Origin of the sequence: Roseomonas haemaphysalidis, from assembly GCF_017355405.1 — a bacterium.
GTDB lineage: Bacteria > Pseudomonadota > Alphaproteobacteria > Acetobacterales > Acetobacteraceae > Pseudoroseomonas > Pseudoroseomonas haemaphysalidis.
Window position 1 is genome coordinate 409,782 of record NZ_CP061179.1, and the last position, 11,611, is coordinate 421,392.

Consider the following 11,611-nt stretch of genomic DNA (forward strand, 5'->3'; position numbering starts at 1 on the left):
GCAAGCCTCACAGGCCGAGATACACCCGGCGCAATTCGGGATCGTCGCGCATGTCGGCGGCGGCGCCGTGCATGGCGAAGATGCCGTTTTCCAGAATAAAGGCGCGGGAGGCGATCTCCAGCGACTGCACGACGTTCTGCTCCACCAACAGGATCGGCAGGCCATCGGCATTCAGGCGACGGATCAGCGCGAACATCTCCTCCACCAGCAGCGGCGACAGGCCAAGGGAGGGCTCGTCCAGGATCAGCAGGCGCGGCTCGGCCATCATGCCACGGCCGATCGCCAGCATCTGCTGCTCACCGCCCGACAGCGTGCCGGCGAATTGACGGATACGCTCCCGCAAGCGGGGGAAGGTCTCGAACACCCGCTCCAAATTGGCGCGGCGGCGGGGCTTGCCGCGCCGATAGCTGCCGAGCTCCAAATTCTCGCGCACGCTCATATTTGGAAAGATCTTGCGCCCCTCCGGCACGTGGATCAGTCCCGCCGAGACGATGGCGTCCGGGCTGGCGCCCGTAATGGCGGAGCCATCGAAGCGGATAGCACCCGCAGTGGCCGGCAGAACGCCGGACAACACCTTGTTCAACGTGGTCTTGCCAACGCCGTTGGCCCCCAGCACGGCAACGATCTCACCGCCGCTGACAGCCATGTCCAGCCCGCGCAACACTTCCACCGGGCCATAGCCGGCCCGCAATCCGGACACCTCAAGCATGCGGTGCCTCCGCCTTGATGCGATCGGCGGCACCGTGGCCGAGATAAGCCTCGATCACCACGGGGTCGGCGCAGACGGCGCGTGGCGCGCCTTCCGCGATCATGCGGCCCTGCGCCAGCACATGGACATGGTCGCACAGGTTCATCACGGCCTGCATCACGTGCTCGATCATCAGGATGGTCACGCCGCGGTCGCGGATGGTGCGGATGACCGGCAGGATGTCGCGCACTTCCGAGGGGTTGAGACCGGCCAACACCTCGTCAAGCAGCAGGAGGCGCGGTTCGGTGGCCAGGGCGCGGGCCAGCTCCAGCCGCTTGCGCCCGGCGACGGTGAGGGCGGAGGCCGGGCCGTCCAGCATGGAACCGAGGCCCACTTCGCGCGCCACGGCCTCAGCCCGCACAAGCGCCTCGGCACGGCCGGGGTGGCGCAGATACGCGCCGACCGCGATGTTGTCGCGCACCGACAGCCCCGCGAAAGGCTGCACGATCTGAAAGGTGCGGGCGATGCCCCGGCGGGCACGCAGGTGCGGCGCTTCCCGCGTCACGTCCTGGCCGTCAAACTCGACGCTGCCGGCGCTGGGTTCCAGAAAGCCGGAGATCAGCGCGAAAAGTGTGGTCTTGCCCGCGCCATTCGGCCCGATCAGGCCGGTGATGGCGCCGGCGGGCACCTGCAGGGAAGCGCCATCCACCGCCAGAAGGCCGCCGAAGCGACGGGACAATCCGTTGACCGAAAGAAGGCTCATCCCGCGCGCCCCTTGAACAGCCGGCGCAGGCCCATCACCCCATTGGGTGCGAAAGCCACGGACAGGATCAGCACGGCACCGAAAATGGCGAGGTCGATGCCGGTGATCTGACCAGACACCAGCTTGGTGGCCTCACCCAACCCGTGCAGCGCCAGCGCGCCGACCACGGGGCCGAGCACCGTGCCCAACCCACCGATGATGGAGGCGATCAGCACCTCCACCGAGATCCAGGTGCCATAGGCGATGTTGGCGTCCAGGTAGAGAAAGTTCTGCATGTAAAGGCAGCCCGCCGCCGCCGTGATGGCAGCCGACAGCGAGATGGCCTTGAGCTTGGTGGCCAGCACGTCCACGCCCAGCGCGCGGGCCGCATCCTCATTTTCCCGCACCGCGACGAGTTGCGCGCCGAAGCGGCTGCGTTCGATGGAGGCGGTCAGCAGCAGCACGAACAGGATGCAGCCCAGGACCAGCCACAGAAACACCCCGCGGTCAGGGAACTGCAGGTTGCCGAAGCCGGGCTGCAGGCGGATCAGCAGCCCCGCCGCACCGCCGGTGAAGTCCGCCGCATTGGCCAGGATGCGCAGCACCTCGGCGAAGGCCAGCGTCACCAGCGCGAAGTAGGAGCCGCGCAGCCGCGCGCGAAACGACAGAAAGCCGATGACCCAGCCCACCACCGCGCCCAGCGCGATGCCCGCCGCCATGCCGGCCCAGGCGTTGATGCCGAATCGGATCTGCAGAAGGGCTGTGACATAGGCGCCCATGCCGAAGAAGGCGGCGTGGCCGAAGGAAAGTTGGCCGCCGAAGCCGGCCAGCAGGTTCCAGCCCTGCGCCCCCAGCGCGACGATCAGCGCCGAGACCAGGAAATTCAGCATGGTGCCGGAGGCGAAGAACGGCAGCACCGCCAGCACCGCCACCAGCAGCACGGGGGCCGCGATATCGCGCGCGCTCATGCCCGGGCTCCAAACAACCCGGTGGGGCGCACCAGCAGCATCAGGATGAAGATCAGGAAGATGCCGAGCTGGCCAAGGCTTTCGCCCAGCAGCAGCCCGCCCAGGCTTTCCACCACGCCCACCAGCAGCCCGCCCACCAGCGCACCGGTGATGGAGCCCATGCCGCCCAGCACCACGATGGTGAAGGCGACCAGCACGAAGGCATTGCCGACGCGCGGATTGACGTAGAAGGTCGGCAGCAGGAGGCAGGCGGCCACCGCCAGGCAGGAGCAGCCGATGCCGAAGGTGACCGCGAAGATGTGCCGCGGGTCGATGCCGGACAGCTGCGCGCCCAGCTTCTCCTTGGCCACGGCGCGGATGGCGCGGCCGGTGTCGGTCGCCGACAACAGCAGCCACAACAGCCCGGCGGTGACCAACGCGACGGCGAAGCCGATCAGCCGCGGGCGGGACAGCAGCATGGGCCCCAGCTCGATGACATCGAAGGCCGTGTCGGCACCCAGCGTGCGGGTGTCCGACTTGAAGGCCGCCAGCAAGAGGTTCTCCAGGATGATGGACAGCCCCAGCGTCACCAGCAGGGTGTTGCGGTCCTCGCCATGGCTGGATGGGCCGATGACGAAGCGCTGCAGCCCGTAGCCAAAGGCGAAGAAGACGGCGGCCAGCGGCAGGATGGACCAGTACGGGTCCACCCCCAGCCACAGGTGCATGCCCAGCACCGCGAACATGGCACAGGTCAGCAGCGCGCCATGCGCGAAGTTCACGATATGCAGCACGCCGTAGACCAGCGTCAGCCCCAGCGCGATCAGCGCGTAAGTGCCGCCGGTCAACAGGCCGTTCACCACGGCCTCGGCGATGATTTCAGGCGAATACATTCAGTGTCCCGTTCAGCCCTGCACCGGGAAGACCGGCTTGGCGTCGGCCACTTCCTCGGGGAAGATGACCTTGATGTCCTCGCCCTGCACCTGGGTGTTGACCGGGCGGGCGCCCTGGTTCTGGCCCTGGGCGAACTTGGTGGGGCCATAAGGCATGATGTGGCCAGCGAATTCGCTGGCAGCCAGCGCCTGCGTCACCTTGGCGCGGTCCGTACCGCCGGCGCGCGCGATGGCGTCCGCTGCCAGCTTCACGCAGGAATAGTTCAGCGGAATGTTGTAGGCCCAGAACTTGCCGCTGTCCTCCACCTGCTTCTTGAGCGCCAGCGCCTCAGCGTTCTTGGGATCGTGCCAGTGGTTGCAGTCCATGACGTTGAGCGCCGCGTCCGGAAATTCCTTGACGAAGCGAAAGTTGGAAGCAGCACCGTTCAGCACGGCGTAGATGCCCTTGGGCCGGATGCGCTGCTGCCGCATGGTGCGGGCCAGCAAGACGAACTCACCATAATAGCTGGAGGGGATCACTAGGTCCGGGCGCAGCGAGCGGATACGCAGCGCGACGTTGGACATGTCGCGCGCCGGCGTCGGGTGGGCGATGGTTTCCAGGATCTCGAAGCCGCGCTTGGGAAGCTCGGTCTGCATCAGCTTGGCGAGGCCGGAGCCGAACAGCCCGTCCTCATGCACCAGCACCACCGTCTTGCAGGGCTTGCCGGCGGCATCGTTCAGCTTGGACAGGTTGTCCAGCGCCGTCGCGGTCACCATGCCGAAGCCGGGGGCGAAGCGGAAGGTATTGGTCAGGCCGCGCTGCAGGATCGCGTCCGACACGCCCACATCGACGATGTAGGGCAGGTCGTAGCGCGCAGCCGCCTGCGAGGCCGCCAGGCAGATCGGGCTGGCGAAGCCGCCGACGATGGCAGCCACGCCTCCGGCCTGCAGCTTCTCGACCTCCTGCGCCGCAGCCTCGGGGTTGGAGCGCGCGTCGGCCACCACCAGCTCCAGCTTGGCGCCGTTGATGCCACCGGCCTTGTTGATCGCCGCCGCCGCCGCTTCCGCGCCGATCCGCCCCAATTCACCGTCCTGCGCCAGGGCGCCGGTCAGCGGCTGCAGGATGCCAAGCTTCACCGCTGCGGGCTGCGCCCGCAGGATGCGCGGCATGGCGAGCGTGGTGGCCAGCCCGGCGGTGCCGGCCAGCACGGCGCGGCGGGAAAGCGGAAGCATCATGACGTGGTCCTCTTGCTGCGGGGGGGCCGCGCGGGCTTGGCGTTTTGGTTGTTGGCCGCGTCCCCGGTGCCGGGGGGCGGCAGCGGGCTCCAGCGGCGTTCGCCGAGCGCGCCGGTGCGCTGGAGCTGCATTTCGAAGGAAAAGCGGTCCGGGCGATACAGCGCGTGCAGGTGCTCCACCGCGCGCCCCGCCTCGTCTTCCACCAGCCGGGTCAGCGACAGCAGTGGCGCGCCGATCTCCAGCTGCAGCAGCCCCGCAACCTCCGGCCCGGCCAGCGTGGCGCCGATGCTTTGCCGCGCGCGGCCCACCACGGCGCCCGAGCGTTCCAGAAGCGCCAAAAGCGGCTGGCTGGCGAGCTCGGCTTCCGAATAGGTGTGGCCCAGCCGCTCTGGCACATGGGTGGTGAGAAAGGAAAAGGGCGCGTCGCCCAGCATGCGCACGCGCACAGCGCGCTGCGCCCGCTCCCCCGGCGCGAGGCCCAGCGCCGCCGCCACGGCGGCGGCTGGCACCAGGTAGTCGAAGGACAGGAGCCGTACTTCGGTGCGCCGGCCCATTTCCTTGAGGTGCGAGAAGACATCCGAGAAGTCGAGCACCGTGGTGCCCAGCGCCGGCAGGCCCGCGCGCACGAAGGTGCCGACACCGGGGCGGCGCTCCACCAGTTGCTCGGCCACCAGCTGCTCGAGGGCGCGGCGCACCGTGACGCGCGACACGCCATAGGCGGCGGCGAGGTCCGGCTCGCCCGGCAGGCGGTCGCCCGCCGGCAGCGCACCGCTGCCGATGCGGTCGCGCAGCAGCAGATAGATGCGGCGGGCCTTGAACGGCTCTACGGCGGCGTCCACGCGCTTCCTGTTCCCTTCGTGACGGCGACTGGGCTGTCTGGTTTCTAAGACCACTTGCTGTCTAGACTACGGGACAGCAGGATTGCGTCAACGCTTTTTGCGGGTCTATCGTCAGCGCAACAAGGCTTCAGCAACGTGAAGGGGAAACGCGCATGCCGGGCACCGCCGCGCCGCGCACGCTGTTCGACAAGGTGTGGGACGAGCACGTCATCCTGACGCGGGAAGACGGGCAAAGCCTGCTCTGGATCGACCGCCACTTCTTTCATGAGGGCTCGCATCATGCCTTCGCGCAGCTCCGCGCGCGGGATGCCAGGGTGGCGCGTCCGGCGCTGAACATCGGCGTGGCGGACCACTACGTGCCGACGCACGGCCGGGGCGGCCCCATCGCGGACCCCGGCATCCGCCTGATGGTGGACCAGCTGTCCGACAACGCCGCCAAGCACGGGCTGCGGCTGTTCGGGCTGGACAGCCCGGGCCAGGGCATCGTGCACGTGGTGGGGCCGGAACAGGGGCTGACCCTGCCGGGGCTGACCATCGTCTGCGGCGACAGCCACACCTCCACCCACGGCGCCTTCGGCGCGCTGGCCTTCGGCATCGGCGCCTCCGAGGTGGCGCATGTGCTGATGACGCAGACGCTGTGGCAGCGCCGGCCGAAGCGCATGCAGATCGTGATGGATGGCACGCTGGCGCCGGGCATCGGCGCCAAGGATATCGCGCTGTCCATCATCGCCGCCATCGGCGCGGACGGCGCGCAGGGCCACGCGGTGGAATACGCCGGCAGCGCCGTGCGGGCGCTGTCCATGGAAGGCCGGCTGACGCTGTGCAACCTGGCCATCGAGAGCGGCGCGCGCTGCGGCATGGTGGCACCGGACGAGACCACCCTGCGCTACCTCCGCGGCCGCCCCTTCGCTCCCGCCGGCGCGGAGTTCGACCGCGCCGCCGCGCATTGGCTGAGCCTGGCCAGCGACCCGGACGCCGCCTTCGACCGTGAGGTGCGGCTGGACGCCGCCGCCATCGCGCCGGTCGTCACCTGGGGCGTCAGCCCTGAGGACGCCTTGCCCGTCACCGCCACCCTGCCCGACCCGGCGGCGGCGCGCGACGAATCCCATGCCGCGCAGATCCGGGACGGGCTGGACTACATGGGTCTGCAAGCGGGGCAGAAGATTTCCGACATCCGCATCGACCGCGTGTTCATCGGCTCCTGCACCAACAGCCGGATCGAGGATCTGCGCGCCGCCGCTGCCGTGCTGGCCGGGCGCCGTTCGCTGGTGCCGGGCATGGTGTCGCCCGGCTCCACGCTCGTGAAGCATCAGGCGGAACAGGAAGGACTGGACCGCATCTTCCGCGACGCCGGGCTGGAATGGGTGGAGTCCGGCTGCTCCATGTGCGTCGGCATGAACGGCGACCTGGTGCCGCCGGGCGAGCGCTGCGCGTCCACCACCAACCGCAACTTCCGCGGGCGGCAGGGGCCGGGCTCGCGCACCCACCTGATGTCGCCGGCCATGACGGCCGCCGCCGCCGTGTGCGGCCACCTGACCGACGTACGGCCGCTTCTGGAAGGGCGCCTGTGATGGAACCGCTGCGCATCCTGTCCGCCCGCGCCTGCCCACTGCCGCTGGCCAATGTGGATACCGACCAGCTCATTCCGGCGCGCTTCATGAAACGGCCGCGCTCGGCCGGCTACGGCGACTTTCTTTTGCGCGATCTGCGCTTCGACGGCGATACGCCGCGCGCCGACTTCCCACTCAACCGCCCCGAACGCCAGGGCAGCCGCATTCTGGTGGCGCGGCGCAACTTCGGCAGCGGCTCCTCGCGCGAGGCGGCGGTCTACGCCCTAGTGGACCACGGCATCCGCTGCGTGCTGGCACCTTCCTTCGGCGACATCTTCTCGTCCAACGCCGTGAACAACGGCCTGCTGCCCGCGCGGATCGGTGAGGACGAAGCCGAGGCGCTGCTGAGCTGGCTGGACCAGGGCGGCGACAGCATGACCGTGAACCTGGAAGCCTGTCAGCTCGAAGCCGGCGGCCAGACCTTCGGCTTCGCGGTGGACCCGGTGTGGCGCACCAAGCTGCTGAACGGATGGAGCGACATTGACCTGACGCTGAGCCACGCCGCCACGATCGACAGCTTCGCGCAAGCCGACAGCGAGCGCCGACCTTGGGTCATGCCGCCCAGATAACACCCGCCCACCCGCACAACCGGCGCCAAGAAAGCCGGAACAGGAGGACGTGCCCATGCCCTTCCACCCGCCCCGCCGGGCCCTGCCCGCGCTGCTGCTAGCGGGCCTCGCCGCGCCACGTGTGGCGCGAGCCCAGGCCCCCTGGCCGGACCGCCCGGTCCGCTTCGTGATACCCTACCCGCCCGGCGGCTCCACCGACGTCATCGGCCGCCTGGTCGGCAATGCACTGGGGCAGGAACTTGGCCAGCCCGTGGTGATCGAGAATCGCGGCGGCGCCACGGCCACCATCGGCAGCCTCATGGTGTCGCAGTCACGGCCGGACGGCTACACGCTGCTGCTGTCCAACATCGCCAGCCACGCCATCGCCGCCACGCTGTTCCGCAACCTGCCTTACGACCCGGTGCGCGACTTCACCCACGTCGCGCTGCTGGTCACCACGCCCACCATCCTGGTCGTCAACCCGGCCTTCCCTGCCCACAGCCTGGCAGACGTGGTGCGACTGTCGCAGCAGGCCCCGGGCGGGCTGGACATGGCGTCATCCGGGACCGGCTCCTCCAACCACCTGCTGCTGGTACGCTTCGCGGAACTGACCGGCGCCAAGCTGAACCACGTGCCCTATCGTGGCGGCGGGCCGGCCATGACCGACGTGATCGCCGGCACGGTGCCCATGATGTCGGACACCCTGCCCTCCGCCCTGCCGCATCTGCGCGGCGGCGCCGTGCGCGCCCTGGCGGTCAGTGGGCCGGAGCGCTCGCCCCTGGTGCCGGAGGTACCGACCTTCCGCGAAGCCGGCATCGACCTGATCAACCTGCCCTGGTACGGCCTGTCCGCCCCGGCGGGGCTGGAGCCGGGCATCCGCGATCGCCTGGCCAGCGCCATCAGCAAGGTGCTCGCCGCGCCAGCCCTGCGGGCACGGCTGGCGGAGCTGGGCAGCGAGCCGGGCGACATGGGGCCTGCGGACTATACCCGGTTCGTGGGCGAGGAAGCCAAGCGCTGGGCGCCGGTGGTCAAGGCTTCCGGCGCGCAGGCCGACTGAGGCCAATCGGCACCAAAATCCATTCATAGGAATATATTCCTGCTTTCAACTGAGATGGTTTGCCTCGCTCCGTCGCTTTCCACGCCGCGTTGGATTATCGGAGGCGAAACCCCGAACCCCGCTGCTGAAGGCGGCTTGGTCCTGCGCCGCCGTGGCGGCGATGACGCCGGTGCCATGGTCGGGCGAGCCCATCCCAGGCCAGCAACGCTGCCAGGCCGGCCGCGGCAGGGAAATCGCACTTACCGAGCTAAAGCGCGATGGGTACCCCGCCTGCGAGTCGGAGCGACTCGCTTTCCGACGGGACTTTCGGAGGCGATACCCCGAACGGGGCCACGTGCGCTCCTCCGCTCAAATGCGGTTCAGGTCGCTGCGGAGCACTAAATCCGCAACTCCAGGCCACTTTCGGAGGCGAAACCCCGAACCAAGTCCCTCGCAGCCTGGGCCAGGGTGTGCATGCTGGGCGTTGAAACAGGTCAGACACATCCTTGCGCGCCATGCGACGCCCCTCTCACCCCCAGCCGGACGGCGACACGCCGCTCCAGGATGGCCCCACCCCACCACCGCAGCCACGTGGCAAGGTCGCTCCTCCTGCGCGCGCGCGCCGTGGCCGGGACGCGACCCCGGACCTGTTTGACAGTCCGCTGCATGGCCGCGTGCGGGGCCAGCGCAGCGTCATGGCCTACCCATTCTTTCATCTGGGCAAGACCGCTGCGACGCGCGAGGTGCTGCGTTACGACGATGGCCAGGTGCGGATCGAGGTGGCGCCAGGCCCGTCCGGTATCGCCACCATCTATGACAAGGACCTCATCCTCTACATCGCCTCGCTGATGGCGGAGAAGCTCCGACGCGGCGAGCTGCGCCCCGACGATCCCAAGCCCGATCGCGAATTCACGTTCACGGCGCACGACTTCTTCCGCGTCGCCGGGCGGGATACCGCGGGCAAGGCCTATGACCGGCTGCTGCAGATGCTGCAGCGCCTGCAGGGCACCCAGGTCCGTACCAACATCGAGATGGCCGGCGAAGGTACGGACGGCGTCTTCTCCTGGATCGACGCGGTGAACACCCGCTACCGCCGCAATGCCCGCAAGGAGAAGGAGCTGGTCAGCGTGTCGGTCACGCTGTGCTCCTGGCTGTACCGCGGCATCCTGAACGATACCCGGCTGCTGACCTTCGCGGACGAGTATTTCGACCTCGCCCCGCTGGAACGCCGCCTTTACGAGATCGCCAAATCCGAGGACGTGGACGAGGCGGGCTGGTCCATCGGGATCGAGGACCTGCATGCGCGTGTCGGCACGCGCGGGCTGATGCGGCACTTCGGCCAGTTCCTGACGGAACTGGAGCAGAACCGCCGCTTGATCGAGTTTGACATCGGGCTGCATCGCCCCGCCGCCGAAGTGCTGCGGCGCGGGCGCCCAGGCTACGAGGGCACGATCGTGACCTTCACCGCCCGGTCCAGCCCCCCCCTGCCCCGCCGCCTGGTACATCCGGCGACGGATCAGTCCCCTGATCACCGAGAGGAGGCGCGCACGGATCCGGAAGCCTGAATACGCAAAACCCCGCTCTGCAAAGCGGGGCTTGCTGAACATACCGGAATGGCCGCGATTGGCCTTTGGAATGCCCTGAACACTCATTCCTAGGATCCGATCGCGGGCTAGGTCAAGCGCGAAAGCCATTTCGCCGCTGATGCTGGTGCTTGCCCACTCCGGTCCATCTTCGCCAAAGGAATGGGCAACGTGGAAACTCAAGGTTTTCCGCGGCGGACGGGGTGTGGGCTGCGCAAGCTGACCACTGGCCATCTGGCTGCGGCGCGACTCGCGGACCAAGCGCCGGCGCTGCCGGACGGTATCCGGCATCCCAACCAGCTGCTCGCCGCCATGCGCCGCGCCGCTCCCTATCTCGGCCAGACCCGGCTGCTGCCCCTGATGGAAGCGCTGTTCCGCTGGACCCAACCGCAAGACTGGGCGGCCGAGTGCGACCCCGTCGTTTGGCCGAGCAACGAAGAGCTGGCGCATACCCTGGCTTGCAGTGAGCGGCATGTCAGCCGCCTGCTTTCCTCGGCGATCGAGGCGGGGCTCGTCGTCATGCGCGACAGCAGCGACCGCAGGCGTCGCGGCATGCGGCGGGATGGCAGGATCGTTTGGGCCTGGGGAATCAGCTTGCGCCCCATGGCGGCGCGCCATGCTGACTTCGTTCAGGTCGCAGACGCGGGCGCGGAGCACCGGCGGCACTGCCATGAACTGCGCCGCCGTGCCTCGGCGGCCCGCCAATTCATCGCGCAGCTCCAGGCCCTTGCCGCCAGCCGTGGCCTGGTGGTCGAAACGCTGGAAACTTATGGCACCGAGGCCCGTCAGATATGCGCAACGCTACGCCGCATGGATGACCAGCCGAAGCTGCAGGCCTTGACCGACACGCTGCAGGCGATGGCGGCAGACGCCCGGACAGCATTGGAACAGGCTGTGAATGACGCGGATATGTCAGGCTCGCCCGACTCACCTGTCAGGTCCAATTTACCTACGAACGAACGTTCTGAAATGAGAAAGGAACTTGTAGCGGCTCGGGAGGAGGCGCCGTCTGAACCCCCTTCTCCTTCGGGAAACGAGGCGATGGCTGAAGGCGAAGCCAGGATCTCGCCAGGAGAGCTGATGCATTTGGCTCCACGGCTTCGCGCCTGCATGCCGCCAGGGCGGCCGGCATGGCCCGAAATTGGCCAAGCTGCAACAATTGTGGCACGGCAACTGGGCATTTCTTCCTCGCTTTATGGCGAGGCATGTGGGCTGCTTGGCCGCCGGCCGGCGGCCATCGCCATCGCGGTGATCTCGACCAAGCCAGACAGCCATTTTCATACCGCGGGCCCGGGCGGATATCTACGCGGCATGCTGCGCCGGGCTTCGCGGGGCGAGTTGAACCTGGACCGCAGCATCCACGGGCTCAGGGACGCGGCAGGAAGTGCCCATGGGGGCTGGTTGACGGCCGTCAACCAGCGGTCCTCCGCCAGCACGGTTGCGGGAAGGACGGCAGAAATGCGATACCTACCGCCAAAGGCCTCCTCATCCGCATCTGCGAGTATGTTGCATG

Annotated in this window: 11 protein-coding genes; 5 read left to right on the forward strand and 6 right to left on the reverse strand. The window is 68.5% G+C overall.

Annotated elements, in window-relative coordinates:
* Positions 1–7: 7 nt before the first annotated feature.
* From IAI59_RS21525 to IAI59_RS21550, 6 genes are read right to left on the reverse strand one after another with little or no spacing between them, the layout of a single operon-like run.
* Complete coding sequence (locus IAI59_RS21525) at positions 8–709, reverse strand: ABC transporter ATP-binding protein (RefSeq protein ID WP_207415227.1); 702 nt, start codon at positions 707–709, stop codon at positions 8–10.
* Positions 702–1,451, reverse strand: coding sequence for an ABC transporter ATP-binding protein (locus tag IAI59_RS21530; protein ID WP_207415226.1), 750 nt, complete (start codon positions 1,449–1,451; stop codon positions 702–704). The genes IAI59_RS21525 and IAI59_RS21530 overlap by 8 nt, the downstream gene beginning before the upstream one ends.
* Positions 1,448–2,398, reverse strand: coding sequence for a branched-chain amino acid ABC transporter permease (locus IAI59_RS21535; protein ID WP_207415225.1), 951 nt, complete (start codon positions 2,396–2,398; stop codon positions 1,448–1,450). The genes IAI59_RS21530 and IAI59_RS21535 overlap by 4 nt, the downstream gene beginning before the upstream one ends.
* Positions 2,395–3,267 (reverse strand): branched-chain amino acid ABC transporter permease, encoded by an 873-nt coding sequence (locus IAI59_RS21540; RefSeq protein WP_207415224.1) that lies wholly within the window; start codon positions 3,265–3,267, stop codon positions 2,395–2,397. The genes IAI59_RS21535 and IAI59_RS21540 overlap by 4 nt, the downstream gene beginning before the upstream one ends.
* A 12-nt stretch (positions 3,268–3,279) precedes the next feature.
* Positions 3,280–4,482 carry an ABC transporter substrate-binding protein gene (locus tag IAI59_RS21545; RefSeq protein ID WP_207415223.1) on the reverse strand — a complete coding sequence of 401 codons (1,203 nt, stop codon included), beginning with the start codon at positions 4,480–4,482 and terminating at the stop codon, positions 3,280–3,282.
* On the reverse strand, positions 4,479–5,321 hold the full coding sequence (locus tag IAI59_RS21550; RefSeq protein ID WP_207415222.1) for a GntR family transcriptional regulator: 843 nt from the start codon (positions 5,319–5,321) through the stop codon (positions 4,479–4,481). Before IAI59_RS21550 ends, IAI59_RS21545 begins: the two co-directional genes overlap by 4 nt.
* Positions 5,322–5,473: 152 nt before the next feature.
* On the opposite strand from IAI59_RS21550, the gene leuC reads away from it, so the two are divergent.
* From leuC to repC, 5 genes are all read left to right on the forward strand, one after another.
* Positions 5,474–6,892 carry a 3-isopropylmalate dehydratase large subunit gene (leuC, locus tag IAI59_RS21555; RefSeq protein ID WP_207415221.1) on the forward strand — a complete coding sequence of 473 codons (1,419 nt, stop codon included), beginning with the start codon at positions 5,474–5,476 and terminating at the stop codon, positions 6,890–6,892.
* Positions 6,892–7,500: a 3-isopropylmalate dehydratase small subunit gene (gene leuD / locus IAI59_RS21560; protein WP_207415220.1), complete on the forward strand. Its 609-nt coding sequence runs from the start codon at positions 6,892–6,894 to the stop codon at positions 7,498–7,500. The genes leuC and leuD overlap by 1 nt, the downstream gene beginning before the upstream one ends.
* A 55-nt stretch (positions 7,501–7,555) precedes the next feature.
* Positions 7,556–8,536, forward strand: a complete 981-nt coding sequence (locus IAI59_RS21565; RefSeq protein WP_207415219.1) for a Bug family tripartite tricarboxylate transporter substrate binding protein — start codon at positions 7,556–7,558, stop codon at positions 8,534–8,536.
* A gap of 674 nt (positions 8,537–9,210) precedes the next feature.
* A complete protein-coding gene (locus IAI59_RS21570) occupies positions 9,211–10,080 on the forward strand; it encodes a replication initiator protein A (RefSeq protein ID WP_207415218.1) in 870 nt (289 codons plus the stop codon).
* A 189-nt stretch (positions 10,081–10,269) separates the two neighbouring features.
* Positions 10,270–11,611 (forward strand): plasmid replication protein RepC (gene repC / locus IAI59_RS21575; RefSeq protein ID WP_207443962.1); only part of this gene is annotated, 1,342 nt, incomplete at its 3' end.